This is a genomic window from Vibrio sp. T11.5 (genome assembly GCF_027587155.1).
Lineage (GTDB): Bacteria > Pseudomonadota > Gammaproteobacteria > Enterobacterales > Vibrionaceae > Vibrio > Vibrio neptunius.
In genome coordinates this window covers 550,943-576,249 of sequence record NZ_JAPPTP010000001.1, presented here as the reverse complement: position 1 = coordinate 576,249, position 25,307 = coordinate 550,943, and the positions used below count along the sequence as shown (strand labels likewise).

Below are 25,307 nucleotides of genomic sequence, written 5' to 3'. Positions count from 1 at the left end.
ATAAAAAGGTGGCAGCATGTGGATATTCGCTATAATTGAGTTTAAACGGACAAAATTCAAAGGCTTATGGAAATTCGTTCCTCCCTCAAAAGAAAGAGCTTTATGGCGCTTGCTGTATACATGGCATTTGTCATCGCAGTGATAGGTACGGTGAGCTATCTGGTGGTCGAGCCTCCTGTGCGAGATCAGCTAGAAAAGAACCTTGATCTGAGAACACAGATCATTGCTGCTGAAATCAGAGAGCCTCTGAACAGCTCGCAGGGTATTTTGCAGAGTGTCGTCAGCATTGGTAATACTCATGAGCCTCAGAACCATCAAGCTGAGATGCTATTTGAGTTGTTTTCGGTCGTGGATGGGGTTGCAGTAAGTGGCGGGTTGTGGCCAATCCCTTATTCAATTGAACAAGGTAAAGCGTATAAAAGCTTGTTTTTCAATCGAGCCAGTGATGGACAAGTAGACCAAGTCTTCTCTTGGGATAACCCAGAGTCAGGTGGCTACGACCAGGAATCATGGTATACCTCAGTGGTCGGCACGCCATTAGGCACCGTTTCTTGGTCACAGGTGTATATCGATCCTTTTACCCATGTTCAGATGATCACCGCTTCTTCCCCTTACTACGTGGATGATACGTTCGCTGGTGTCGCCACCGTCGATGTCTCTCTAGAAAGCCTGGTGGCGTTTGTTCGCAAACATGCAGAAGAGTATGAACTGGGCGTGGTACTGAGAGATTCTTACGGTGAAGTGATCACTGAGCACAATTTTCAAGTGGTTGAAGACATCTACAGTAGCAGCGCTGAATTTGGTGACTTCAAATGGTATATCGATGTCGTCAATGCTAACCGTTTGGTAACGGAGCAGGTCTATGACTTAGTGTCGAAAGTTGAAGCAGGGATTATCCCTATCATGCTAGCGTGTGTGATGCTGGGTTACTTTCTCATCAACCGTTTCCTGATCTCACCGATCATCATTATTGCTCAGAAAGTGGATGCTTCGATCGAAGGTGGCATTATCGATATGCGTTATCGGAGCCAAGACGAAATTAAACACCTCATTGATACCTTCAACCAAAAAACCGTCTACCTTGAAGCTGAAAAGCAGAAAGCACAGGCTTCAACAAAGGCCAAAAGTGCGTTTCTTGCTACCTTGTCCCATGAGATTCGAACACCAATGAATGGGGTACTCGGTACTGCGCAGATCCTCCTGAAAACCGACATGACGGAAGAGCAGAAAAAGCATATGAAAACCTTGTACGAATCGGGTGACCATATGATGACACTGCTGAACGAAATCCTCGACTTCTCAAAAATTGAGCAAGGCCATCTGGAGCTAGAGAACAACCCATTCCCACTCGAAGCCATTATTGGCAGTATCAATAGTGTTTACTTTACTCTCTGTTCAGAAAAAGGGCTGCAATTCAAAGTTTACTCGGAAGTGCCAGCGGATCGTTGGTATATGTCGGACAAGGCGCGCCTGCGCCAGATACTGTTCAACTTACTCAACAATGCAGTCAAATTTACCTCACGTGGCTACGTTGAGGTTTACCTAAAAGAGATAGAAAAACGAGGCCAAAACTACCTAGAGATCAAAGTGCGTGATACAGGTATTGGTATCGCCAAAGAAGCGCAGCAGAAAATCTTCAAACCTTTTGAACAGGCCGAGTCTTCGACTACGCGACGTTTTGGAGGTACAGGCTTAGGGTTAGCCATCGTTAAGCAATTATGTGGTCTAATGCAGGGGAGCGTGACCTTAACCAGTGAATTAGGCATCGGCACCAGTTTCGATGTATTGGTTGCAATGGATCGATGTGAGCCTCATAGCCAAGATATTCAAGAGCACATCAAGCTCAACTACAGCGGCTTAAAAGCTCTAATTGTTGAAGACAACAGAACCAACGCCATCATTATCAATACTTTTATGACCAACAAGGGATTTGAATGCAATGTGGTTGAAAACGGCGAGCTGTCTATTCATGCGATCGCCAACGAGGAATACGATTTAGTCTTGATGGACAACCATATGCCAGTCATGGATGGTGTGGAGGCGACAACCGCCATTCGCTCTATGCCTAGTTCGAAGTCGAGAATTTTGATCTTAGGCTGTACTGCTGATGTCTTTAGAGAAACACGCGAGCGCATGCTGGGTGTTGGCGTAGATTACATCGTCTCAAAACCCATAGATGAGAACGAGTTGGATGATGCGCTTTACCGATATTCTGAGCGTCTTTATCAATACAAACCCGCGTTATTGAAAAGTTTGAGGAGAGAAGAAACAGAAGAAATTGAGTCATTGCTATTGACGTTTAATATGGCGGTAGAGAATAGCAAGTTAGAAGAAGCTCAAGAGTATTTTCAAGCTTTGAAAAGTATCACTGCCGATATTGAAGACAACCACTTAAGAGAAAACTTCAATGCCATTCAACTCAAGCTTTCGTCAGGTGAGGCGCCGTCTCAAGCTGATGTGGATGTGTTAACGGTGTTACTAAAGGACTTTTGTAAGTAAATTACACTCGGATGGATGAATTTTGAACCTGCCGGGTATTTTTAGTGAATTAATCTAGTTTTTTTACTGAAAATGGTTACTAATTTACCCAGTTAATTGAAATTTGAAATCTAAAACTACAAATTTAATGAAATAATAGACTTATATTTTGGTTGTTAGCTTTAAAGCCAGTTTATATGACTGGCTTTTTGTTTTTTATTTGAATTTTTATACTGGAGTTATAGATGAAGTCGCGTGGGCCGTTTTGTATTCGCAATGCCGCTGCAGATACTTTTGCAATGGTAGTCTTCTGTTTCATTTCAGGCATGATCATTGAAGTGTTTATTTCCGGAATGACATTCGAGCAATCGCTGGCTTCACGAACCCTTTCTATCCCTGTAAACATTGCCATTGCATGGCCATATGGGATGTTTAGAGACGTTATGCTGCGACAAGGCGAACGCATTTCATCAAGCGGTTTAACAAAGAACATCGCGGATTTACTAGCCTATGTGCTATTCCAATCACCCGTATACGCGGCCATTTTGCTTGTTGTTGGCGCCTCGTCTAATCAAATCGTCACGGCTGTTGCATCAAACGCTGTGATTTCGTGTGGGATGGGCGTTCTTTACGGGTATTTTCTTGATATGTGCCGCAAGTGGTTTAAGGTGCCGGGATACTGCCAACAAGCGTGATATTGCGGGAAATCTGGCCGAATTAGCCATTAAGTAATCAAACGACCAATGCGTGAGGTTTTTTTTTCTCAATGGACTTGACCTAACCCAATAGAATCATTAAATTAGCGCCTCGTTGGTTCACAATACCAACCACAATTTGATTCGGTGAGTTGTCCGAGTGGCTGAAGGAGCACGCCTGGAAAGTGTGTATACGGCAACGTATCGAGAGTTCGAATCTCTCACTCACCGCCACATTCTAAGCCCCAGCAGAAATGCTGGGGCTTTTCGTATCTGAGCTCTTGGTTCTATCTCTCAATGAGGCATCGAATGATGGCTCATTGAGGATAGGCGAGGGCTAATCTCGCAGCGTCTCTTATGTCTATTGGTTGTACATAAATTATTTATTTGGCAATTATGTATCTTTGCGCCATGCTTTGATAAATCATTGGTGATAAGTTTGTGAATAAGGATTGTTATGAGTGGCCTTTTTGATAAATTCAAAAAACATCTATCAAAAAAAAGTCGACCCAAAACACCGGAAACTCCTCCCAAAATAATCAGAACTTGTCGATTAAGAGGCTTTCCTTGTTTTGCCGCGAAATTTGACGCGAACGAACATCCCTACTTCCGCGAGATCATGGAGGAGAACCTACGCAAACTAAAATCGGTGGCAGCGGGCAGAGCGCTATTGAGTGAAATACAGGCGGCACGCCCTTTAGTGAGAGGGTCGTTTCCTCCCACAATCAATGTTATGTGTGTTCCAACACATATAAATTTTACTCAAAGCGGCTTTAAACGATTGGTTCACTACGATATGAATTACAAAGAACACGTTACTGGTATGTCGCCCTCTCAACAGGCCAAGTTTGCACCTAAAGGTTGTCCGTTCTGGATGGCTGGTGGCAGCCATAATGTAGCGGTTGACCCCAAAGCTGCCACTAATAGTCATGGTTCTGTTTGCTTTATGCATTTTAGTAATGTTCAAGTCATGACTCGCAAAGGTGAAAAAGCGGATCCCTATATCGTCCTCGCTCATGAGCTGATTCATTCACTCCATTGTTTACACGGAACGACAATGGACGGAAAAGACGAGGAGTTATGGACAACCGGCCTTGGAAAATATGCCGATAATCCAATGAGTGAGAACGCGTTTCGCCGCCAGTTTGGTGTCACGCAGCGCAGGCGTTATTTTTAAGTGGTTACTGTTTTGAAGAAAAATGGTGAAGAGCCCTGATTCACCGCCACATTCTTGAAGAAAGACGTCCTAGGGCGTCTTTTTTATATCTAAAGACAATACATCAAGCCAAAATTCCGAGGTGAGTCGAGCCTATTGTGATATTCCTTCAGGCAATTTTTCCTCTGACTTTGCTTTAAACTCATGCACTTAGTAAACTCCCAGCTCATGTTGATTACCCAAAGGTAGTATGATTGTGTCGAGTCAAATGCAGAAGCCGTCACCGACGTTGTCAGCGCGAGTTTTCACGCCACCCATCATAGGGGCGTCGACATGCTCGAAGTAATCGTGTTCGTTGTTCTAGGGGCAGTTTATTTCTTTGTCGAGGGCAGTGAGACACCCTTAAAGGAAGCGCTTATTGCGATGGCATTCTATGGGCTCTACCTGATTGTCTATCTGCTGATAGAGCCATTTCCTGCTATGACGTCTAAGTATATCGGCCAACTATACGGTTTACTTCCGGCGTTATCTTTTGGTGCCATATTGTTTCCACATTTCAATCAGCATTCTCCTGAAGTTGTCACCAAAACCATTGGCTGGGTCGGATTGACGACCGCGTTTATTATTCTTTGTTATTTTAAGTGGTTAGTGTGGTAATCGCGGATGTTCTCATAGGTGAGTTGCTATGTTTTTAAAAATGATAAATACCTTAAGATCGACAGTGCATTGTGGATTTTCTAATATGACCAACAAGGCGCGTACACTCACATTGAGTGATGTTGAATTTGATAGCCAAAGTGGCGAAATCATTACTTACACCTCTGGCTACAAGAACATTATTATCCCTGAACGTTTGGGCGAATCGCCAGTGAATGCAATAGGGAGTAAAGCCTTTTGTTCGAAAAAAATAACCCATTTGGTCATGCCAGAGACCCTGACTACCATAGGAGAGAGCGCGTTCTCATTTAACCACCTCACCACGGTAACTTTCCCTGAGTCGGTTTCTTCGATTGGAGAGTTTGCCTTTTCAAACAACGGGCTGACGAGTATTTCCCTCCCACAAGGGCTGACAAAAATCTATGGTGCGGCATTTGCAATGAACGATCTGACACAATTAGAGATCCCGAACTCAGTGGGGCATGTTGGCGATTTTGCATTTGAAGGCAACCGATTAAAGACCCTTACTCTGCCAAATTCAGTGACGTTTATTGATGAAGGGGCCTTTGCAGATAATGCGCTAGAATCGGTTGTGATGTCCGAGTCGGTCACTCATATCGGTAATGGGGCCTTTGTCTGCAATCAGTTGGTCAATGTGGTGGTGCCACAATCCATCGTTTCCCTTGACGAGTATGCTTTTGATGCTGGAGTAAATGTCACGGATGGCTAGCGGGCCATTATTCTCTTTTTCGCGCCCGCTTTTGACAATGTCATGATGTGACTGACAAGCCAATACATTAAGGGCAAAAAGGGCTTGGCATCAGACGCATTATTGTCAGACCCACGATAGTCTAATAATCAAACGACCTAGATTGTTAAGTGACTTCAACTACGGGTAATGGGATGCCTACTATTTCGTGGTCGGGCGAAAAAGGGAAAATAATTTCAATCGTTATACCGTTCGGATCGTCGAGAAAGATCTGATGCTCATTGATTTGCGGGATCACGCGTTCACGAAAAGGAATTTTCAGATGCGTCAAGTGCTGTTGGGTTGATGTGAGGTGGAGCCCTTTGAAGGAAATATGATCGATAGCCCCTGAACCTGATTGACCGTCTTTGCCCCCTAAATAATCCACCAATGCTTCGGGGATATGCCCCTCGGGGAGAGACACCAAATGCAAAATAGGGTGTCCATCATCGTCGTACATCCAAGCGCCCGGGAAGGCAAACTGCGGGCGAGGGCCGCGCTGCAGTCCAATAGATTGTTCAAAGAACCGTATGGTCATATCCAGATGAGCGGTTCTGATGGTAAAGTGATCGATGGCCTTTATACGCATGTGACTACCTTATGCCTGAAGGGAAAACGTATGTATCACAATACGTGAACGATGATGGTAAAGAGAAGGGCAGCCAACCTAAAAACACTTTTCGTCCAAACCGAACATTCCATACCCGACTTGCTGACAAACACGTTATCGCTTTGTCGATCCCCATGTCTGGAAGGCTAGCTCTGGTTTACAATGTCATGATATGACTGACAAACCGATACAGTAACAACAAAAGCGCTCTGGAATAATATTCAGCAACGGCCGAAGAGATACGAAATCTTACGGGCTGAACTCCACTCATTCAAAGGTACTTTATATGAAAAAGTTGTTGTGTATTTTAGGTGTGATGTCTTTGGCAGGTTGTTCAGGGATCACTCACAATGAGGAAGTGTATACCGCCCATGCTGAAAGCTTTAACATTGTTGGTCTACAAATTCCGGGTAACACTCAAGACCGTGCTATGGAATTAGTGCCAGAAGGCGCGACGGTTGAGACTATTCAAGCGACAAACTCAGATACAGACTCTGTATTGGGTATTATCAATCGCATTATCGGTATTGATTACGTTCAAATTGCCGGCAAAAAACAGTAATGCATGACGGCCAGTTGAAGAATAAGGTGACCTTGTTCTGCCATCGCCTACCATCCGTATTTTGGTCGGCAAACGGCGAATATTGACTTAAGTCGACGCTCGGCATGCTTTGGCGACGATCCATTATCGGTTTGAAGGGATCGTTGCCGATTGCCATGATTCACTAGTCATGACTATTAACCTTAGCCTCAGCGTGAGCCCGCTAGTGTGTTACGTTTCATCACTTGGCTAAACCACCTCGTCTTCGCCCCCCTATAGATCCTGAACCTCATCATGATGCCTCAGATGAGTGCGGATAGCCTCCCGTTCACCCTGAGACTTTATTATTTGGCTGAGCTGAATAGTCAATTCAAATTTAACTCCATTATCAAACTTAATCTAATCAATATACTGGCTCCATGATAATCAGGTCGGCTGGCGTTTGTGAGCAATCACCCCCAGTGACCACGACTTAACTGAGGAACCAATGATGAGCAAACTGTTTGATGCGACGCAACTGAAACAACTGGATCTGAAAAACCGTGTTGTGATGGCACCCATGACCCGAGCGCGCACCAGCCAACCGGGCAATATTCCTAACTCAATGATGGCAACCTATTACCAGCAACGTGCGACCGCGGGCTTAATTATCTCTGAAGCGACACAGATTTCTGACGATTCGCAAGGCTACTCTTTCACTCCGGGCGTTTACACTGATGAACAAGTGACGGGTTGGAAAACTGTCACTCAAACGGCTAAACAACAGGGTACAGTCATGTTTTGTCAGCTATGGCATGTGGGTCGAGTCTCGCACCCAAGTTTTCAAAACGGCGAGCAACCTATCGCGCCATCGGCCCTCAAACCCCTAGACACTCAAGTGTGGATCGCTGACGAGAATGGCAACGGTAATATGGTGGATTGTGTTGAGCCAAGAGCCATGTCTCAGGCGGATATTGACCGAGTGGTGAACGATTTTGCTTACGCGGCAAAGCGTGCGATTGAAGCGGGTTTTGATGGCGTTGAAATCCACGGTGGTAACGGTTACTTGATTGATCAGTTCCTGCGCACAAACTCTAATCACAGAACTGATCAATACGGTGGCACTCAGGCAAACCGCATGCGCTTTCTATTAGAGGTGGTCGATGCCGTGAGCGACGCGATTGGTAGCGACAAAGTTGGAGTGCGACTGGCACCTTTCATTACATTTAAGGACATGGACTGCCCAGAAATTGTCGCAACGATTCTACGGGCGTCGCAGCAGCTTCAAGCTCGCGATATTGCCTACTTACACCTGTCGGAAGCCGATTGGGATGACGCGCCAGTGATCCCCGAAAGTTTTAGACAACAGCTGCGCAGCTACTTCACCAACACCATCATTGTCGCGGGCAGTTATACCCGGCAACGTGCCGAGACGGTACTCGAAAAAGGCTATGCCGATTTAGTCGCGTTCGGGCGTCCGTTCGTCTCCAATCCAGATTTGGTTTCACGTCTAAAGCATCAACAGCCTCTGCAGGAGCTGGATGGCGCGACACTGTTCGGTGGTGATGAACGTGGGTATACCGATTACCCCGAGTATGGCTAGCGCCACAAGACGTCAATAAGGCGACTTTTAAATAAAACAGGAAAGGACAACAATGAAAAAGACAACCAAAACATTACTAGCAGTAGGTATCTTAACGGCGGGCACTGTTCAGGCATTTGAACTCATGAGCGAAGACATTATCGAAGGTCACCCGATGCAGAAAACCTTTGAATATAAGGGCTGGGGGTGTGATGGCGATAACCTGTCTCCGCAACTGACGTGGCAAAGTGCACCCGCAGGGACCAAGAGCTATGCGATTTCAGTATACGATCCCGATGCGCCGACAGGCAGTGGTTTTTGGCATTGGTTAGCGTTTGATATTCCTGCTTCCGTTAAAGCACTGCCTCGCGGAGTCGACATTGACAAGTTAGGTGGTAAGGAATCACGCATCGACTTTGGTACGGCAGGGTATGGCGGTGCATGCCCGCCAGTGGGTGATGGTATGCATCGCTACCAGTTTACAGTTTGGGCGCTGCCTGCTGCCAGTTTAGACCTCGATCCACAAACGCCTGCTGCTGTCGTCGGGTTTACCTTAAACAATGTCGCACTGGGTAAAGCGACATTAACCGCAACCTATACACGTCAGTAATTAAACAAAGCATGACTTGATGCTCGAAAATCGCAAAGCGATGCCGATTCAGCGCTAGCAGATACGCGGCGCTGAATGGTGGATCATACATAGACCTAGTGCACTACCTCACTCTCTTTGCGGGCTCACTATTATAAGCACGATGAAGGCGTGAAATAAGTTGGTCAGAGTCAGAGAAGAGAGTGGATGCAATTTGACAAACACGAATACCTGGCGACCATGAGTTCATCACAGCAGCCCCCTTTAGTTGTGAAAGTCGACTAAGGGTGATTGGCTCGCTACGTTGTGGAACCTTAAGTTGACTCAACTGTCGTTGAACCATGGCCATCATTGTGCCTTGGAGCATGCGTGCTTGTGGCCAGATGATGCTTTCGCCATCCCAAAAAGCCAGATTCCATATCGTGCCTTCGCTCAGATAACCCTCAGTATTGAGAAAGACAGCGTCATCAAAGCCCTGTCGGACAGCTTGATGTAAGTAATAGGTCTTGCCTATTTCACCAACATGTTTGATTTCAGCAAGTGGTCTGTCATGGTCGATTACCGCTAAACGAAGTGGGCCTGCGGGCCCGTTCTCTGCTGGAGCCATTCGGATCAGTACTCTGGGTTCGACGTGCATGCTATCGGTAGTAAACTCACCTCGGGGTGAATACATGGTCACCGAGAGTGAGTGATCGATAGGGCCACTTGCTACTGCTGAGTGAATGTAAGACTGAACCACTTCATCGGCTAACGCTTTATCATAAAGCTCAAGAGAAGCGCGACGCAATCTGTCTAAATGCAAATCCAATCCCTTAATCATTTTGTTTCGCACCTGCAGTGCGGTGAAGTGAGCAAAACCAGAAAAGGCTAAGTGTGTTATCTCAGAACTTGGTATCGCTTGCCCATTTAAGAAAGTTTGATCGGTGAGGATTTTTGTCGTCATAGGTTAAGATCCTGATTGAATGAACTAAGTTGGGCGATTAGCATAAACCCTCACAGTGCTGTGAGGGTCAAGAGGTAAAAGTGAAAATAGGTGAGTTGTCTAAAAAAACGGGGGTGAGTATACGCATGCTGCGTTACTACGAAGAGCAAGGCTTGCTCAAGCCTAAGCGGACGGAGGCGGGTTATCGGGATTTCGATCACAAAGAAGTGCGCACATTAGAGCGAATCAAACTACTCAGCTCTGCAGGCATGACATTGGACACCATCTTGCTGTTTTTGCCATGTGTAAGAGGTGAAGAGCCTGTTTTTGAGCCTTGTGATGAGCTGAGAAATCTTTTGCATCAACAAATTCGGATAGCAGACCAAAAGGCAGCGCAGCTTGCAGAAAGCCGTAAAATACTGGATGGCTTTTTATCCGAGATAGAAAGGCAATGATTGGATAGGTCACTAATGACCTACCCATCAGGGTTGCTTGGCTCAAAGGAGCTGGTGAAGCTTTAATTTACCCCTCTTTTCAGAATCTTAAAGGCAAAATGAACTTAAATGATTCGTGGTGTTCAAAAGGTACGGATTGTCACTTTTTATATTAATTTCAAGGGATTGAGATGAGCCTTATTCGGATAATTCTATTAATACCGCTATTTATTGTTGGCGCCGCCAAAGCATCTTCCACCAGCCATATTATCGAGCGACCAGATGGCTCTTCATTAACTTACTACCTCGCCAGAACGGCGCAAAATCCGAGTGATACCCTGTTGGTCATCATGCAGGGTTCTGACTGCAATAGCGTCTCCCATAGCACGACGATTAACGATCTGTTTTCCCAAACGCTGCCAGAGGCTGATTTACTCACGGTAGAGAAATATGGGCTAAACCGAGCGATCAGATGGAATCCCAATGGGGATAGCCCCGATTGCCCGACAGCCTACATTCAAAAGGACTCACCGACACAGCGTGCGGCAGACTACCGACAAGTGCTCGAAAAGCTCGAGAGTAATTATGAGCACATTATTGTGCTTGGCGGGAGTGAAGGGGCCGTGGTTGCCGCCATGGTAGCGTCACAAGTTCCATCGGTTGATACCTTAGTGTCTCTGAACGCTGGTGGACGCTTCTTCGTCGATGATGTTCTCTACAATATGGAGCAAACCATGCCACCGGAAGCCTTGCTGGAAGCAAAGAATGGTTTCTTGGGTTTTCAGCAGGCCGTGGTGAGCGCTGAAACGATGGACATCAATATGAGCTCCCATGGGTTTGTTTGGTGGAAAGAGATGCTGACGTTAGACCAAAGGTCGATACTGGAACGCGTTAGTGCCGACACGCTGATTTTGCAATCAGAGCGAGACATTAACGTTTCACCTGAGCAGTCAATACGACAAGCAGAGCAGCTGATGCAGTCACGTTCGAACGTGTCGTTTATGCTACTCGCTGGTTTGGATCACGCCTTTAAAAACCAGCGAGGAGAAAGTGAGACATCAAGCGTTATCAAACAGATTCAAGCATGGCTGGAGTAAATCTAGCTAGCACAGTGCGATGACATACCATCAAGGGGCGTGATACTCTGCACCTTAATACCTTTTTATTCAAGGAGATAAGGTTGTTCGATTTGCTCAAGAAAGTGGTTTTGATTAATCTCACTGCGGCGCTTGCTGTGGTAGTACTAGCCCAGTTTGTTCCTTTTTTTGCGACCACTCAGTTGGTCGATTTTCTGTTCTTTGTTGTCATCGTAATATGGATCTTAGCCAAACTGATGTGGGAAGGGGGGATCCACAGCAAGACGACGCGGCTAGATGATGCCAAAACCGATAAAGTCTACAAAATGGTTCAAGGGCATGATTTCGAGAAAGATCAACGTGAGCATTATCGTGCCAGCTATCAAACCGGTTTGGTGTTGTTTATCGCTGGTCTACCGGCCTTGGTCGTTTGTCTCGTCCTTCAGTGGCTATAAGCCTCAGCTCAACGATAGCGTCAACCACGTTTATGATGCTCTGTGTGTTCGGTTTGCTTTGAGTGTAGTGCCTGCGGCACAATGGCACCGATGAGTTAACCGCGTGACTCACCATTTAACGCGGTGTTTAGTCTATGAAGGCAAATAAAGAAAATGGAAAGTGCAAACAACTCAGTCCGCCAAAGAGCGGACGAAATTAAACAGTATCAGTGCAAAAATCTTATTGCAGTATTAGAAAACCCGATGGACGTGAAAAATATTGGCTCGGTAATACGCAATGCCAATGCCTTGGGGGTTGAAAAAATCTATGTAGTAGACAGTCGCCGATCATTACCTGATGATTGGCAAGAAATCAGAGAACGCAAATCCCTTTCTAAGATATCGGTCTCCGCCTCTAAATGGACGTTTGTAAAACGTTTTGATAGCACAGAAGCGTGCTTAGAGCACCTTGAAAAAAATAGATTCACCTCGCTGGTTACCTCTCCGCATGTGAAAGGAAAAAACAACTTTGTTTTACATGAAGCCGATTACACACAGACGAGATTGGCTGTCTGGTTTGGCAATGAATCCCGTGGTGTTAGTGATCTCGTGGTAGAGAGAAGCGAAGCCTGTATATCAATCCCAATGTTTGGCATGATCGAGAGTCTCAATCTGGCTACGACGACAGGTATTGTACTGTACGAGGTGACGAAACAACGTAGAGAATATCAAGCTAAATACAAGCGCGCGATTCGAAAGAAAACCTAAACGAATCATAGAGGTGTCTTGGCTACTCAACCGTTAAGCGTGAATGTTTGAAGCGGTTACCTAATCACCGCGTGACTCACCATTCAACGCGGTGTTTAGCACTCAAGCTGATGTAAAATCTTGACACTGTTCCTTATAGTTTCAGCGCTTTCGCCTGTCATATAAGTGGTGGTAATGGCGCCTTCTTTTAGTAAACAGATGGCATTGAGCAACTCTTCTGAACCCTCACTTAACTTACTTTGTATCAACCGGCGCACTTCCGCTTTGTGGAAACGACAATAGCGCGATATCTCGCTGTTCGCGTCATGGAACTCAGCTGAAGTATTAATAAAGAAACACCCATTGAATTTGCTTAATTCTGGCTCTGCACTGTTAAACCAGCTTTCTAAAGACGCAAACAGGGTGTCGATTAATTCGCGGTTGTTGGCCGTATTTTCAAGCTTCGACTCTAGCCATTGCATAAAGGTTCGGTGCCTTTTCTCCAATGCCTTAAGTATTAACTCTTCTTTGCTGCTGAAGTGGCTGTATAACGTCTTTTTCGCCACACCAGAAACCTTAATAACTTCATTGACCCCAATCGAATGAATGCCGTGTTGGTAAAACAGCTCTAACGCTGTGCTTAATAGTAAGTCTCGCTTCTCGCTCATAAAGACGCCTCAAAATCTAACCGATGTATATTGACAGGGGTAGACCGATCTGTCTACCATAAAAAAGTAGACAAGTTGGTCTACTTTTGTGAGGTATTTATGAATCAGTATGTATCGGCATTAATTGCTGGTGTTGGAGCAGCGGTTACTCTTGGTCTGCTTTTGATGGCGCAAACGAATATGGAGAGTACAGTGTTGGTGATGGCGCCATTTGGAGCGACAGCTGTCCTTGTGTTTGGATTACCACAGAGTCCGCTTGCTCAACCGAAAAATGTCATTTTTGGTCATTTGATCACTGCAAGTATTGGTATCCTGTTCTTTCAGTATATGGGGAGTTCTCCTGTCAGTTTAGCGATGGCAACAGGGCTCGGTATCACTTGCATGTTAGTCTCTAAAACGACCCATCCGCCAGCAGGAGCCAACCCACTTTTAATTATGTTGGCAGGTCATGGCTGGTCATTTTTAGTGACACCTGTTTTGGTTGGTACCGTCGTGATAGTTGTGATGGGCAAGGGACTGCAAAAAATTCAACAATACCCCTTTAAACCCTAACCAGAACTTTAGTGTGATACGTACGCTTGGCATCGACGGAGTAATTGGGCATGATGGTTTACGGCACAGTGAAAAGATTAAGGGTCATAGAGGAACTATGAAAATTTCACTATTAGCGGATTGCCCCAATGAAGCAGCGAATGTTGCTGATTGGTATCTACGAGAATGGGCTCATAATGATCCAGCAGCAACACTAGACAGTGTGACTCAAAAAGTAGCCTTGGGGGCCAATAGAAGTGAAATTCCCATGGCTTTTGTTGTCCATGTTGGACCTGAGCTAGCAGGCGCTGGAGAAATCAAATATCGAGAGTTGCCCGAGTACCCTGACTTCCATTATTGGCTGGATGGCATATACGTTCCAGTTAAACATAGAGGAAAAGGTATCTCAACACAGCTGATTGAGTTTGCTAAATCTAAAGCGCTTGAGTTGAAGGTGTCTACTTTGCATTTACGCTGCGAGGAGCGCAACGTAAAGCTGTATGAATCACATGGTTTTCATGTGGTTTGCTTGGAGCAGAGCAAGTTTATTATGGAACTTCAATTGAAGACAGAATAACGACATCAAAGTACCCCGTCATTTCGTTATAGAATTTGGTGTGCTTTGTGGGTCGAGCTCTCAGTCTAAAAAGAGTTTCATCGTATGTTGGTTTCAATGTTCTAGATTGGTGGTATTTAATGAGTGTAATACATAAAGGGTCATGCCTTTGCGGTGAAGTCAGGTTTGAAGTTGACGGTGAATTTGAAAGTTTTTTCATGTGCCACTGTCAATACTGCCGTAAAGATACGGGTTCAGCACATGCTTCTAACTTGTTTTCGTCTAGCGCCGTCCTAACGTGGATATCAGGCGAAAAACACATCAAGACCTACAGTTTGCCATCAACAAGACATGTGAAGAGCTTTTGTTCGAATTGTGGCTCTGCGCTACCAACGGTGCAAATGGAGGGGGCGTTTATCGCGGTACCTGCGGGGAGTATGGACACAAAAGTCTCCAACAAACCAAACGCTCACATATTTGTTGCTAGCAAGGCAGAGTGGGACCAAGACTTAGACAAGGTTCCGATGATAGAAGGGTTACCAGGTTAAACTCAGAAATCTTCCACCGTTGGCTGTGACAACGAATAACTTGACACAATGACAACAGGCTTACATCATGTAAGCCTGTTGTCATTATTGTCGAGGTTAACATGAAAAAAGTTGTTCATTTAGCGGTTTATGATGGTATTTCTGACTGGGAATACGGTTATGTTGTGGCACATCTCAACTCTCCTGAGTTTCAAAAACATCCCCAGACTTACGAAATCAAAACCGTAGGCCGAACCGTAGAACCGATCAAAACCAAAGGCGGCATCACCCTATTGCCTGATATGGTGCTTAATGAGCTGAACTATGACCAAAGTGCAATGCTGATCTTGGCGGGATCCGAGAGTGCTGCCACTGGAGGAATCGATGACTTCGTCCACAAGGCAAAAAGCTTTGTCGAGCATGGCATCTGTGTTGCTGCTATCTGTGGGGCGACGGCGGCCTTAGCCAAAAATGGCTTGTTAGACGATGTGGCACATACCAGTAATGCTAAAGAGTTTCTAGCCATGACAGGTTATGCTGGAAGCCATCACTATGTTGAAGCCCCGGCCGTTTCAAGCGAATACATCATTACTGCCAGTGGTATTGAGCCAGTGGCTTTTGCCGTAGAAATATTCCGCAAGCTTGAAATCTATTCAGACGACATGCTGAATGCTTGGATAAAGCTGTTTGGGGAAAAAGATCTGGCTGGCTTTTATGAATTAATGGAGTCCAACGCCCAATGAGCGAAGCCAAACAGCACCTTAGTACACTCGCTCTGTCAGTATTTTCTTTACATGGCCACTTTTTATCAATTGCTGAAAGTATTGCCACTCAGGCTGGGCTTACCGCTACTCGCTGGCAGGTATTGGGGGCCGTTGGCGACTCTGCGTTGACACAAGCCGAGATTGCGCGGCAAATGGGTATAACGCGCCAAAGTGTGCAAAGAACCAGCAAGCAGCTTATTGACGAAGGGTTACTCGAAACATTGGCCAACCCGTTGCATCGAAAAGCCATGCTCCTACAGCCGACACAAGAAGGACATAACGCGTTAGCTAAGCTGACACCGTTTCATAGCGCTTATGCGCAACAGCTTGTGGATGAACTAGGAGAAGATAAGCTGGCTAAAATGGCACAAGTCGCGTCTGAGCTGTCGGCAGCCATGGATAAGCTAAAAACCATTTAGCTAGGGTGGGAAAATCACAGCAGGTGGTTGTCAGTATCGCGATCAAAACAAAAAGACGTCCGATGATGTCTTTTTCGTTTCTAGACGCACTCACAGCGACAGTTTAGCGACAAGAGTGCGAGCAACGTATAAGCTTTTGGTGCCTGTCCATAAGTGACTGTGTTTAACACCTTCGTAAGGTACATCAATACAATTAATTGGTATATCTATTAATAATTAAGATGTTTAAAGTATGACTAAGTGGATTGCTATTTTATTAGTTGTGATTGTATTCCCCATCGCAATGTTTTTGTCATTTACCGAAATACTGTTTTATTTGAAATACAACATCTCTATCGAGTGTGACCCTGATAATTACTTAACTGACATTGTCACGAGGACACTAGCAATATCCATCATTGGATACATTGTATCCATTATTATAACGGTGTTTATTACTGTTAAAATTAGACAATCAAACACAATAAAGTAATCGGCTTGTTTCGTTCTTCACTATGACAACTAGCGCTGTTGAACACATCAATTTGAGCCTCAATGACGCAATAACTTATCGCCCATCAGTCTGTGACCGGCATTTTAGCGCGATATCCAAACCCTACAGCAAACTCTTGATAATTAATGTCCCAACACTCTTAAAAAACAATCACATTTCAGACGCTTGGAAATAAAACGCTAATTGATGGCTCAGAGCTTACATTAACAGCAAGGAAGCAACACACATCGACATAGTCGTATGTGCAACAAGCACTCATCAGGAAAGTGTTCAACAGAGGGCAAAAGAACCTTGGCTGCTTGTTACCCACATCCCCAACCATGTATTAAATAGCGTAAAAACAACGTGGTTATTAGACCAAAGAATACACACTGAAGAGTCGTTTCGATATTTGAAATGTTCTGCTCATAGATTTGCACTATGTCACAATCCGACACGTTATCATCAACTAATCAACATGGTGATATTCATGATATTCATACCATGCAATTCATTTATTTATTTTGTTGAATTTATTTCATTGGTGTCAGGAATAGTTATGTAGTGGATTCGCTTAATCACTAACCAAGCTAAATGAGATGAACACAATAAAATAATCGAGCAATGCTATATATACCAAGGCCCATCAAGGAGGTGCGCAGTCATCGAAGATGTCGAATAAGTGAATCAAAATTCCACTCAACGATAGTGGAGAACCAACAGCGCAGACCTATCTTTGGACTGAAAAATTAATGAAACGGCCTGAATTTCTTATCGGTTTATTCGTATTACGAATAGTTTTTATGTGTCAAAAGAATTGGAATTAATAAAAAAAGATCATTGATAATAATATCCGATATTCATACATAGAATGATTTCCAAGGAAATTATAAGTATTAAAAATACCAATAATGAGGAGAAAGATAAATGTCAACAACTGCGGATTATGACTCAATAGGAAAGCTATTTGGCGAATTTACTAAATCAGCAGCGCAGCGCGAGATTGAAGTTCGAACAATAATGTCGATGGTGGGAAATGTTGATGGACTGGACGTATTAGATGCGGCATGTGGTTATGGCTTCTTTGCGAATAGGTTTTATCAGATGGGGGCGAGAAAAGTAGTCGGTATCGATATTTCTGAAACCATGATTGAGTTGGCTCAAGGGTATGCAGATACCAATCAACGCGATATTACCTATCATGTACGCAATGCGGCAGAAATGGAAAAGTTAGGTGAATTCGACTTGGTCAATGCGGCGTGGCTTTTTAACTATGCGAACTCTCTTGAACAGCTTAAAGCGATGTTCAAAAACGTAGCCAAGAACTTAAAGCCGGGTTGTAAACTTGTTGCGTATACAGTGGATCCTAATTTTTCTCTTGGTGAAGGTAACTTTGAGCGCTACGGGGTCAATGTCAAAACAGAGGAGGTTTGGCAGCAAGGTCATAAACACACGGCTGAGTTCGTCACGACACCACCGAGCCCATTTACATTCTTCCGCTGGAGCCAGTCCGATTATGAGCAGGCGATCAAAGAAGCGGGATTTAGCGACTTTTACTGGCAGAAGCCATTACTTCAAGAGCAAGATGTTGCTAATCGTCCTGAAGGCTTTTGGGATACCTTCCAAAGTAACTGCCTGCAGACTGGCTTAGTTTGTATTTTATAATTTGGAAATAGAGTTATGAAGTACAACGAAGATTATTACACCCCAACACTGAGTGCAACGGCTTGTCCTGAAATGACCGATAGAGAACTCCTCGGTTATCCAGAACATTTCACCCCATTGCGTGAGTTCGTTTTTAACGAGGAAATTCGTTCACTATTAAAGGATAAAACATCTCAGCAACTGGCGGAAATCCTAGAAAGCAAAGATGCTGCCATTGATGTTCGATATTTTGCTGGTCAACAACTTTGTTACCAGGGTGACTCACGACTGGATACGTTCAATCCTGAAATGTGTGACGTCGCCGGTGGTCAGGTTTCTGTCGGGCTTGATGAGCAGCAAGTTGATCAGGTAATGGTGTGCTGTGAGCATCTCAAACTTGAGAGAATATGGATAGAGAAAGAAACCCCTCGCCATTCAATTTCTCTGCGTGATTTTCGCATCGGAAAATACCCAATTACTAACCAAGAGTACAAAGCGTTTCTTTGCGACACAGAAGAGCAACGAATCCCTAAGCATTGGTTTTTAGGCCGTTATCCGCAGGAGTGTGCTAATCACCCGGTGACGGGAATTAGTGTTGAAGATGCGGAAAGTTATATTCAATGGCTCAATCGAAAAACAGGCCGTGAGTTTCGCTTACCGACGGAATTTGAATGGGAATATGCAGCTGCAGGCCCAAACAATTATCAGTATCCCTGGGGCAATGAGTTCCTAGCTGACCACTGTAACACGGCAGAATTTGGGGTGCTGACCACAACGCCTGTCGGCTTGTTTAGTCACGCTGCTTCGCCGTTTGGTTGTATGGACATGGCAGGCAATGTCGAAGAGTTTGTTGCTGATGACTATGCCCCATATCCGGGCGCTGACTTTATTGAAGACGATCTCGTTACCAAATTAGGTTGCCACCGAATTGCGCGTGGTGGCAGTTTTTCACGCTTTAGAGACTTAACTAGAAATACCCGCCGCCACGGAGCCTTTCCAAGGGATATCTACGTGATGGGATTTAGATTGGCAGAGGATGCATAACAATGAATACGAATAAACTTGAAGTAAAAACGTCAGTGCTTATCCCTATGGGAAGTGAAAACAAAAAAGGTCTTTTTCATTCGTTCTCAGGCGAAAAGTGGAATGAAGAACACTTTGCGGTGGTATTTGGTGAGCTAGCCGCAGACACAGTGCCTGTCATTCGGATTCACTCTGAATGTTTGACTGGTGATGTTTTTGCGTCACAACGTTGTGATTGTGGACCCCAACTTAATGAAGCGGTAGAAAAAATCAGCCAAGAGGGCGGTGTATTACTTTATCTTCGTCAAGAAGGGCGAGGTATTGGGCTTTACTCAAAGTTTGATGCTTACCGCCTTCAAGATATGGGTTTGGACACATTTGAGGCAAATACTCACCTCCAATTGCCTGAAGACGATCGTGATTTTTCCGATGCAGTAAGAATGCTGGAAGCGCTCAATGTTTCTCAGTGTCGAGTGATCACTAATAACCCTGAAAAGGTGGCAACACTCAAAGCGTTAGGGATCGACGTGATTGAGGTTATCCCTTCAGGTATCTATCTAACAGAACACAATCACAAATATCTAAAATCAAAAGCCGATAAAAAAAATCACTCCATCGCGCTGTAAACATAAGGACAATGACAATGAAACATACTTCTTCAATCAGCGGGATCGCGAGCTTTAAGGATAAATTTATCGCAACGGCGGGTTATGACAACCGTGTGATTTTGTGGAATGCACTAGACAATACACCGATTAATCAAGTGAACCATGATCATCTTGCCAATCAGTGCAGCTTTAGTGGAGATGGACAATACCTGGTGAGTTCGAGCAGTGACTATAGTGCTCGCATCTGGCAACTGCCTGACTTAAGGTTGAAAACAGTGCTTTATGGTCACACTGATGACGTAGAAATGTCGCAGTTTTCGCCAGATAGCCGTTTAGTGGCGACGTGTTCTCGTGACCATACCATTCGGGTTTTTGATCTCAATGGCGAGACGCGTCAGGTTATGCGTGGACATGAAGCTGATGTTATTTCTGTAAGTTGGTCAGCCTGTGGGTCGTCTTTGATTTCAAGTAGCGATGACGGAACCATTCGTACTTGGGATGTGGACTCCGGACAACAACTTGCTTGTATCGATTTGGGTGGCGTCGAGACCGATACCATTGCGTTAAGCCGTGACGGAAAGATTTTTGCTGGTGATGACGAAGGCCGACTAACGGTCATCGATGGCGAACAAAAAACACACATTAATGCACATAAAGCCGGTGTAAAGCGTGTGGTATGGGACGAATCAAGTCGCAAGCTCATCAGTTTGAGTTATGACCGAAGTGCGATTATTTGGCAACTGGTGGATGGGCAATTAGTACAGCAGTCGCAAACAGACTTACCAAGTATTGTCTGGCCTCGTAGCTGCGCATTCCTAGGATCTGATCGCGTAGTTTTTGTCACGTTTGGTTCAACTTATGCGATATGGAATTACGCAGACGATGAGTGGTTGACGGAGCATATCGATGACTCAACCAGCTTGAATGCCGTATCAAGTATTGAAGGTCGCCTCTACGCGATTGGAGATGCAGGGAAACTGTCCATAGACGGCAATCCAGTTCAAGAGATGGGTAGCTTGTGTAACTTCCTACAACCATTTGGTGAATACCTACTGTCAGGTGGGCAAATGGGTAAAGTTTTTGACGCAAAAACAGGCAAACTCATCCACCAGCATCACTCGCCTCTAAACTGCTGTGCAACATTTTCACGTCAAGGTGTTGAGTTCGCGGTGATAGGTACCTACACCGGAGAGGGGTTGCTATTTAATCTCGATAACAGTGGCGCGATTGCTTACTACGGGACGCTGTCCATGCACGACAATGCGATAAAAGGGTTGGCAGCCAACGGAGAGACGATCTTTAGCGTATGTGCTACGGGTGCTGCGGCATACCACGACATTGAATCTTTTGAGCTTTCCAGTTATCTGTCAGAAGCGCATGAGAAAATCTCCAACGCTTGTGTGGCGTTTGGCAAACAGTATGCGAGTGTCGGACGGGATCTCAAGTTAACGCTTTGGATTGACGGAGAACCACAGCGCTATAGCAGCCCGCATATGAACTCAATAAAGTGTATCGCCAGCAGTGAAGATGAAAGATATCTCGCTACAGGCAGCTATGGGGGTAGCGTAGCGGTATTTGATACGGTTGAACGCAAATGGGCGCCTTTAACTAAACCAACAACCAGCGGTATTTCGAGCTTGATTTATTGCAATGACAAACAATCATTTGTTGCGAGTTCTTATGATGGACAAGCTTACGTTATCTAATCACTATCAGGCTGCCTCTGGCAGCCTTTCTCCCTTGATTAGAGTCATATTATTTAATTGAAATTATTCGTATAACGAATAATAAAGATATTTTATTAGAATTTCATAAATGAAACTAATCATGTAACAATAAAATCAAATAAAGTTATCAAGGGGAGCAATATGTCGTATAACTTTTCAATGACTCTGGTGCTTTTTTCACTGATTGCTGTTATTGCTGGTGCATTAGTGCCTTTTCAGGCTGGGAGTAACGCATTTCTTGGTAAAGAACTAGGGCATCCTTTATGGGCGACAGTGGTGTCGCTTGTTATCAGTTTGTCTGTGGTATTGCCGATTTTAATCGCATTGAAAGTGCCAGCTATGAAGGTTGACACTATAGGCAGCTTACCTTGGTGGGCTTGGTTTGGTGGGGTCGCTGGTGTTATCTACATCACAGCAGCGTTAGTCCTAACACCAAAGCTAGGTGCGACAACCTTTATTGTTTGTGTCATTACTGGGCAAGTCATTATTTCACTATTTATTGATCATTTTGGCTTAATGGGCTTACCAGCAAAAGAAATGAACTTAGGCCGAATAATGGGCGTTTTACTCATTATATTAGGAATGGCACTGGTGCAGTATTTTACGGTAGAAAAGCCAACACTCTCAGCCAAGGTTGAACATAAGACACAAGAAATATCAATTGCGGAATAAAACAAGTAGGGATAACGATGAACAATCAATTTTTATCAATTTTAGAGAAAAGACGTTCTATTTATAGCTTAGGAAACAACGTTACTCTGGCTAAGGATTACATTTCAGAGCTTATCAACCATGCCGTCAAGCTTACACCCTCTGCGTTTCACTCTCAAAGTACGCGTGTGGTGGTGTTATTTGGCGATCACCATTTAAGACATTGGGCGTTAGTGAAACACGAGTTAGGAAAATTACTGACGGCAAGTGAACTCGATAGCAGTGCGTCGAAAATTGATGCTTGTTTTGCTTCTGGTTTTGGTACGGTATTGTTTTTTGAAGATACCGATGTGATTAAAGAGCTTGAGCAAGCTTATCCTCTGTATGCAGACAACTTTGAAAAATGGTCTGAACAGGCGAATGGAATGGCGCAGTTAACGGTTTGGACGGCACTTGCTGAAGAGAACCTTGGTGCGACACTGCAGCACTATAACCCACTGATTGACACCGCAGTAGCCAATGAGTGGCAGTTACCTGAGAGCTGGAAGCTTATCGCCCAAATGCCATTTGGTACGATAGAAAACCAGCCAGACGATAAAGAGTTCATTTCTGATCTGCAACGACAGCTTGTGTTTGAATAAACTCCATACGAGCTAGGGCTGCCGGTTCTAGCTCATAAACTCACCTAGAAGACTTTACCGAATATAGGTTTGTCTAGAAATTTATATTCTGTACAATGAGTTAAGTTATCGTTGTCATCCAAATGCATAATATGAACTACCTAAGACGAGTCGATCTTAATCACTTGGTTACCTTACAGGCATTGTTGTCTGAAAAACACATTTCACGGGCAGCGGTAAGGCTGAATAAAAGCCAGCCTGCAGTGAGTCACTCGTTGGCCTATCTAAGAAAAACATTTGATGATCCTTTACTGATTAGGAAGTCTGGCAAACTTGAGCTCACGCCTAAAGCAGAGGAGCTTTTGAAACCGTTAGACGAAGCGCTCAATCAGTTGACGACACTCTTTGAACCGCCGGAGTTTGACCCTAATCTGGCCAGTCGTACTTTTCGCGTTGCGATGTCGGACTACGGTGCGAAAGTGATCCTGCCTGAACTGTCTCGACAAATTAGAGCCATAGCCCCCAATATTAAGCTGGTTGTGACACAAGGCAGCAGAGATGCAATGATCGCTAGTGTTATTGATGGGGAAACCGATCTTGCGTTTGGCGTATTTCCTGAAATAGGTCAAGAGCTGCAAGTCGAAACGCTATTCAATGAAGAGTTTGTCTGTGTCGCCGATAGTTCAACGATACCCGAGTGTGGTTACTTAGATTTAGCCGCTTGGTTGGCGCGATCTCATCTGCTGGTGGCGTTGAGAGAAGGGACTGATAACGAAATTGAACAGTCACTCAACAAAATAGGCCACAAACGAAACATCAGTATGATCCTGCCACACTGGAGAACAGCCGGTGAGTTAGTGGTCGGCACGGATCTTATCCTAACGGTCGCAGCCAGAGCATTGGAATCGGTCGATAGTAATCAACAGCTGACGGTTTTTCGGCCACCTTTCCACATCGACACCTTTGACTTCGATATGATTTGGCACCGTAGAAAGGCGACGGATCCGGCTCATATTTGGTTGAGAAAAATGATCGGTAGAGTATTAAGCTCAACTGAAAATAAATAAAAACTCCCACTATGGTGCTCCATTACTATTTTTATATGAAGCACCATCCTCGTCTCAAATGATCAGTCGATATTAAATTTATAAGTTAATTTAATATCACTTTCTATATTTTCTATTTTATCAAGCTGTAGAATTGGTGCGGCAGAAAGTGCCGTTATTTTACATGTAAATAAATCTATCGCATCGTGACCGAGTAATATAGGTGCTTGGTAGATGACTATTTCATTTAACATCTTCGATTGAATAAACTCTGATATTAGCGTCGGCCCTGACTCGACCAAAATGTTGTGATAGTCAGTGTTTGCTAACCACTGTTTAACGTCGCTTAAACAGACCTTGTCTTCATAATGCTCAACCTTGATCACTGTAACGCCGAGGTCAGACAGCCGCTTTTCTTTCTCTGGTTGTGCAGAGAGGGATGTGGTTAGAACCATCACTTTTCTGTCGCAGTGTTGTGTAATGACCCGTGAGTCTATTGGAAGACTCAGTTTGGAATCGAGAATAATAATGTCAGGTTGCTTGATATGCTCTGTTTCGAACCGTGCAATCAGCAATGGGTCGTCGGCAAGCATGGTATCGATGTCGGTAATAACAGCACAACTTTCTGCACGTAACCGCATCGCATCGTGGCGACACTTATCATTGATAAGCCCAAGTCTGTGGCCATTTTTTAATCCCACTTTACCATCTAGGCTTGCGGCCACCTTGGCTACAACCCGCGGCGGTAAGCCTTGCATTCTGCGTATATAGCCTTCATTGAGTTGGAGCGCTTCTTCTTCACAACATCCTACTTCTACTGCAATTCCGGCTTCTTGTATCGCTTTTACACCTCTGCCCGCCACTTTAGGGTTGGGGTCTAGCATTGCGACAACAACCTTGCTCGGTTTAGCGCTAATGAGAAGGTTACAGCAAGGAGGTGTGCGCCCAAAGTGAGAGCAAGGCTCTAGAGTGACATAAATAGTGGTGCCCTCGTATTGAGCAAGGTCGCCTGTTAGCGCATTGACTTCTGCATGCGCACTTCCTGCGACTTGATGGAATCCGGTCGCGATGACTTGCTCATTCTTAACCACCACGCAACCGACTCTTGGGTTCGGGGTTGTCGACATGCAGCCTTTTCTAGCCTGCTGTAACGCCAATTGCATATATTTATTATGCATTCTAATCTTGCCTTTAATAACTTTATATAATTATCAAATGTTATCATGTTAGATAATTTTAAATAGTTAATAATTCACGAACAAGTTGACGCAGTTCAAAAGGTAATGCTTAGTGATAAATAAATATATCAATTTATTATTATAGTGGAATAAATATTAAAGAATATAAGGGTTAGGTTTGCCATTTATTAATAAATAACACTTTATTTATTAATTTGTAAATAT

General features: G+C 44.5%; 29 protein-coding genes and 1 tRNA gene. 26 read left to right on the top strand and 4 right to left on the bottom strand.

Features of this window, described 5'->3' with window-relative positions:
- Positions 1-66 precede the first annotated feature (66 nt).
- From OH455_RS02690 to OH455_RS02665, 6 genes are all read left to right on the top strand, one after another.
- Positions 67-2,499, top strand: a complete 2,433-nt coding sequence (locus OH455_RS02690; protein WP_443088577.1) for an ATP-binding protein — start codon at positions 67-69, stop codon at positions 2,497-2,499.
- Between the two features lie 224 nt (positions 2,500-2,723).
- Entirely contained in the window at positions 2,724-3,173 is a 450-nt protein-coding gene (locus OH455_RS02685; RefSeq protein WP_269980255.1) for an L-alanine exporter AlaE, read from the top strand.
- A gap of 146 nt (positions 3,174-3,319) precedes the next feature.
- A tRNA-Ser gene (locus OH455_RS02680) sits at positions 3,320-3,407 on the top strand.
- A gap of 223 nt (positions 3,408-3,630) precedes the next feature.
- Positions 3,631-4,350, top strand: a complete 720-nt coding sequence (locus tag OH455_RS02675; RefSeq protein ID WP_269980254.1) for a M91 family zinc metallopeptidase — start codon at positions 3,631-3,633, stop codon at positions 4,348-4,350.
- Positions 4,351-4,662: 312 nt separating this feature from the next.
- The gene (locus OH455_RS02670; protein ID WP_269980253.1) at positions 4,663-4,986 is read left to right on the top strand and encodes a hypothetical protein; all 324 of its coding nucleotides are present in this window, start codon (positions 4,663-4,665) and stop codon (positions 4,984-4,986) included.
- An 85-nt stretch (positions 4,987-5,071) separates the two neighbouring features.
- Positions 5,072-5,716 (top strand): leucine-rich repeat domain-containing protein, encoded by a 645-nt coding sequence (locus tag OH455_RS02665; protein ID WP_269980252.1) that lies wholly within the window; start codon positions 5,072-5,074, stop codon positions 5,714-5,716.
- A gap of 145 nt (positions 5,717-5,861) precedes the next feature.
- Here OH455_RS02665 and OH455_RS02660 read toward each other — a convergent pair whose 3' ends face one another.
- Positions 5,862-6,323 carry a VOC family protein gene (locus OH455_RS02660; protein WP_269980251.1) on the bottom strand — a complete coding sequence of 154 codons (462 nt, stop codon included), beginning with the start codon at positions 6,321-6,323 and terminating at the stop codon, positions 5,862-5,864.
- 11 nt (positions 6,324-6,334) lie between these two features.
- Here OH455_RS02660 and OH455_RS02655 point away from each other — a divergent pair, with 11 nt between their 5' ends.
- The 4 genes from OH455_RS02655 to OH455_RS02640 all read left to right on the top strand — a co-directional run bounded on the left by OH455_RS02655 (position 6,335) and on the right by OH455_RS02640 (position 9,056).
- Positions 6,335-6,520 (top strand): hypothetical protein, encoded by a 186-nt coding sequence (locus OH455_RS02655; RefSeq protein WP_269980250.1) that lies wholly within the window; start codon positions 6,335-6,337, stop codon positions 6,518-6,520.
- A gap of 110 nt (positions 6,521-6,630) precedes the next feature.
- Positions 6,631-6,906: a hypothetical protein gene (locus tag OH455_RS02650; RefSeq protein WP_045976810.1), complete on the top strand. Its 276-nt coding sequence runs from the start codon at positions 6,631-6,633 to the stop codon at positions 6,904-6,906.
- Between the two features lie 469 nt (positions 6,907-7,375).
- A complete protein-coding gene (locus OH455_RS02645) occupies positions 7,376-8,467 on the top strand; it encodes an alkene reductase (RefSeq protein ID WP_269980249.1) in 1,092 nt (363 codons plus the stop codon).
- Positions 8,468-8,519: 52 nt separating this feature from the next.
- Complete coding sequence (locus tag OH455_RS02640) at positions 8,520-9,056, top strand: YbhB/YbcL family Raf kinase inhibitor-like protein (protein ID WP_269980248.1); 537 nt, start codon at positions 8,520-8,522, stop codon at positions 9,054-9,056.
- Between the two features lie 103 nt (positions 9,057-9,159).
- Here the strand turns inward: OH455_RS02640 and OH455_RS02635 are convergent, their stop codons facing one another.
- Positions 9,160-9,978, bottom strand: coding sequence for an aminotransferase class IV family protein (locus OH455_RS02635; RefSeq protein WP_269980247.1), 819 nt, complete (start codon positions 9,976-9,978; stop codon positions 9,160-9,162).
- Positions 9,979-10,058: 80 nt separating this feature from the next.
- Between OH455_RS02635 and OH455_RS02630 the strand changes: the two genes are divergently transcribed.
- From OH455_RS02630 to OH455_RS02615, 4 genes are all read left to right on the top strand, one after another.
- On the top strand, positions 10,059-10,412 hold the full coding sequence (locus OH455_RS02630) for a MerR family transcriptional regulator (RefSeq protein WP_269980246.1): 354 nt from the start codon (positions 10,059-10,061) through the stop codon (positions 10,410-10,412).
- A gap of 170 nt (positions 10,413-10,582) precedes the next feature.
- Positions 10,583-11,488, top strand: a complete 906-nt coding sequence (locus OH455_RS02625; protein WP_269980245.1) for an alpha/beta hydrolase — start codon at positions 10,583-10,585, stop codon at positions 11,486-11,488.
- Positions 11,489-11,571: 83 nt separating this feature from the next.
- A complete protein-coding gene (locus OH455_RS02620; protein ID WP_269980244.1) occupies positions 11,572-11,922 on the top strand; it encodes a hypothetical protein in 351 nt (116 codons plus the stop codon).
- 153 nt (positions 11,923-12,075) lie between these two features.
- Complete coding sequence (locus tag OH455_RS02615) at positions 12,076-12,669, top strand: TrmH family RNA methyltransferase (protein WP_206368970.1); 594 nt, start codon at positions 12,076-12,078, stop codon at positions 12,667-12,669.
- Between the two features lie 95 nt (positions 12,670-12,764).
- On the opposite strand, the gene OH455_RS02610 is transcribed toward OH455_RS02615, so the two are convergent.
- The gene (locus OH455_RS02610; RefSeq protein ID WP_269980243.1) at positions 12,765-13,316 is read right to left on the bottom strand and encodes a TetR/AcrR family transcriptional regulator; all 552 of its coding nucleotides are present in this window, start codon (positions 13,314-13,316) and stop codon (positions 12,765-12,767) included.
- Between the two features lie 99 nt (positions 13,317-13,415).
- On the opposite strand from OH455_RS02610, the gene OH455_RS02605 reads away from it, so the two are divergent.
- The 12 genes from OH455_RS02605 (at position 13,416) to OH455_RS02550 (ending at position 23,925) form a co-directional block, all read left to right on the top strand.
- Entirely contained in the window at positions 13,416-13,868 is a 453-nt protein-coding gene (locus OH455_RS02605) for an HPP family protein (protein ID WP_269980242.1), read from the top strand.
- A gap of 97 nt (positions 13,869-13,965) precedes the next feature.
- Positions 13,966-14,424, top strand: coding sequence for a GNAT family N-acetyltransferase (locus OH455_RS02600; RefSeq protein WP_269980241.1), 459 nt, complete (start codon positions 13,966-13,968; stop codon positions 14,422-14,424).
- Between the two features lie 119 nt (positions 14,425-14,543).
- Complete coding sequence (locus OH455_RS02595) at positions 14,544-14,951, top strand: GFA family protein (RefSeq protein ID WP_269980240.1); 408 nt, start codon at positions 14,544-14,546, stop codon at positions 14,949-14,951.
- Between the two features lie 101 nt (positions 14,952-15,052).
- Entirely contained in the window at positions 15,053-15,673 is a 621-nt protein-coding gene (locus OH455_RS02590) for a DJ-1/PfpI family protein (protein WP_269980239.1), read from the top strand.
- Complete coding sequence (locus OH455_RS02585) at positions 15,670-16,113, top strand: MarR family winged helix-turn-helix transcriptional regulator (protein ID WP_206368975.1); 444 nt, start codon at positions 15,670-15,672, stop codon at positions 16,111-16,113. Before OH455_RS02590 ends, OH455_RS02585 begins: the two co-directional genes overlap by 4 nt.
- Before the next feature lie 1,399 nt (positions 16,114-17,512).
- Positions 17,513-18,250 (top strand): class I SAM-dependent methyltransferase, encoded by a 738-nt coding sequence (locus OH455_RS02580; RefSeq protein ID WP_269980238.1) that lies wholly within the window; start codon positions 17,513-17,515, stop codon positions 18,248-18,250.
- Positions 18,251-18,265: 15 nt separating this feature from the next.
- Positions 18,266-19,273, top strand: coding sequence for a formylglycine-generating enzyme family protein (locus OH455_RS02575; RefSeq protein WP_269980237.1), 1,008 nt, complete (start codon positions 18,266-18,268; stop codon positions 19,271-19,273).
- A 2-nt stretch (positions 19,274-19,275) separates the two neighbouring features.
- Positions 19,276-19,878, top strand: a complete 603-nt coding sequence (locus OH455_RS02570) for a GTP cyclohydrolase II (protein WP_240458069.1) — start codon at positions 19,276-19,278, stop codon at positions 19,876-19,878.
- Between the two features lie 17 nt (positions 19,879-19,895).
- On the top strand, positions 19,896-21,566 hold the full coding sequence (locus OH455_RS02565) for a WD40 repeat domain-containing protein (protein WP_269980236.1): 1,671 nt from the start codon (positions 19,896-19,898) through the stop codon (positions 21,564-21,566).
- 162 nt (positions 21,567-21,728) lie between these two features.
- Complete coding sequence (locus OH455_RS02560; protein ID WP_269980235.1) at positions 21,729-22,259, top strand: DMT family transporter; 531 nt, start codon at positions 21,729-21,731, stop codon at positions 22,257-22,259.
- A 17-nt stretch (positions 22,260-22,276) separates the two neighbouring features.
- Entirely contained in the window at positions 22,277-22,879 is a 603-nt protein-coding gene (locus OH455_RS02555) for a nitroreductase family protein (protein WP_206368980.1), read from the top strand.
- A 131-nt stretch (positions 22,880-23,010) separates the two neighbouring features.
- Positions 23,011-23,925, top strand: coding sequence for a LysR family transcriptional regulator (locus OH455_RS02550; RefSeq protein ID WP_206368981.1), 915 nt, complete (start codon positions 23,011-23,013; stop codon positions 23,923-23,925).
- Positions 23,926-23,987: 62 nt separating this feature from the next.
- Here the strand turns inward: OH455_RS02550 and ribD are convergent, their stop codons facing one another.
- A complete protein-coding gene (gene ribD / locus OH455_RS02545) occupies positions 23,988-25,082 on the bottom strand; it encodes a bifunctional diaminohydroxyphosphoribosylaminopyrimidine deaminase/5-amino-6-(5-phosphoribosylamino)uracil reductase RibD (RefSeq protein ID WP_269980234.1) in 1,095 nt (364 codons plus the stop codon).
- Positions 25,083-25,307 lie beyond the last annotated feature (225 nt).

Coding starts and splice junctions, on each gene's coding strand:
- OH455_RS02690 (WP_443088577.1), top strand. CDS start 67: ATGGAAATTCGTTCCTCCCTCAAAAGAAAGAGCTTTATGGCGCTTGCT.
- OH455_RS02685 (WP_269980255.1), top strand. CDS start 2,724: ATGAAGTCGCGTGGGCCGTTTTGTATTCGCAATGCCGCTGCAGATACT.
- OH455_RS02675 (WP_269980254.1), top strand. CDS start 3,631: ATGAGTGGCCTTTTTGATAAATTCAAAAAACATCTATCAAAAAAAAGT.
- OH455_RS02670 (WP_269980253.1), top strand. CDS start 4,663: ATGCTCGAAGTAATCGTGTTCGTTGTTCTAGGGGCAGTTTATTTCTTT.
- OH455_RS02665 (WP_269980252.1), top strand. CDS start 5,072: ATGACCAACAAGGCGCGTACACTCACATTGAGTGATGTTGAATTTGAT.
- OH455_RS02660 (WP_269980251.1), bottom strand. CDS start 6,323: ATGCGTATAAAGGCCATCGATCACTTTACCATCAGAACCGCTCATCTG.
- OH455_RS02655 (WP_269980250.1), top strand. CDS start 6,335: ATGCCTGAAGGGAAAACGTATGTATCACAATACGTGAACGATGATGGT.
- OH455_RS02650 (WP_045976810.1), top strand. CDS start 6,631: ATGAAAAAGTTGTTGTGTATTTTAGGTGTGATGTCTTTGGCAGGTTGT.
- OH455_RS02645 (WP_269980249.1), top strand. CDS start 7,376: ATGAGCAAACTGTTTGATGCGACGCAACTGAAACAACTGGATCTGAAA.
- OH455_RS02640 (WP_269980248.1), top strand. CDS start 8,520: ATGAAAAAGACAACCAAAACATTACTAGCAGTAGGTATCTTAACGGCG.
- OH455_RS02635 (WP_269980247.1), bottom strand. CDS start 9,978: ATGACGACAAAAATCCTCACCGATCAAACTTTCTTAAATGGGCAAGCG.
- OH455_RS02625 (WP_269980245.1), top strand. CDS start 10,583: ATGAGCCTTATTCGGATAATTCTATTAATACCGCTATTTATTGTTGGC.
- OH455_RS02615 (WP_206368970.1), top strand. CDS start 12,076: ATGGAAAGTGCAAACAACTCAGTCCGCCAAAGAGCGGACGAAATTAAA.
- OH455_RS02610 (WP_269980243.1), bottom strand. CDS start 13,316: ATGAGCGAGAAGCGAGACTTACTATTAAGCACAGCGTTAGAGCTGTTT.
- OH455_RS02605 (WP_269980242.1), top strand. CDS start 13,416: ATGAATCAGTATGTATCGGCATTAATTGCTGGTGTTGGAGCAGCGGTT.
- OH455_RS02600 (WP_269980241.1), top strand. CDS start 13,966: ATGAAAATTTCACTATTAGCGGATTGCCCCAATGAAGCAGCGAATGTT.
- OH455_RS02595 (WP_269980240.1), top strand. CDS start 14,544: ATGAGTGTAATACATAAAGGGTCATGCCTTTGCGGTGAAGTCAGGTTT.
- OH455_RS02590 (WP_269980239.1), top strand. CDS start 15,053: ATGAAAAAAGTTGTTCATTTAGCGGTTTATGATGGTATTTCTGACTGG.
- OH455_RS02585 (WP_206368975.1), top strand. CDS start 15,670: ATGAGCGAAGCCAAACAGCACCTTAGTACACTCGCTCTGTCAGTATTT.
- OH455_RS02580 (WP_269980238.1), top strand. CDS start 17,513: ATGTCAACAACTGCGGATTATGACTCAATAGGAAAGCTATTTGGCGAA.
- OH455_RS02575 (WP_269980237.1), top strand. CDS start 18,266: ATGAAGTACAACGAAGATTATTACACCCCAACACTGAGTGCAACGGCT.
- OH455_RS02570 (WP_240458069.1), top strand. CDS start 19,276: ATGAATACGAATAAACTTGAAGTAAAAACGTCAGTGCTTATCCCTATG.
- OH455_RS02565 (WP_269980236.1), top strand. CDS start 19,896: ATGAAACATACTTCTTCAATCAGCGGGATCGCGAGCTTTAAGGATAAA.
- OH455_RS02560 (WP_269980235.1), top strand. CDS start 21,729: ATGTCGTATAACTTTTCAATGACTCTGGTGCTTTTTTCACTGATTGCT.
- OH455_RS02555 (WP_206368980.1), top strand. CDS start 22,277: ATGAACAATCAATTTTTATCAATTTTAGAGAAAAGACGTTCTATTTAT.
- OH455_RS02550 (WP_206368981.1), top strand. CDS start 23,011: ATGAACTACCTAAGACGAGTCGATCTTAATCACTTGGTTACCTTACAG.
- ribD (WP_269980234.1), bottom strand. CDS start 25,082: ATGCATAATAAATATATGCAATTGGCGTTACAGCAGGCTAGAAAAGGC.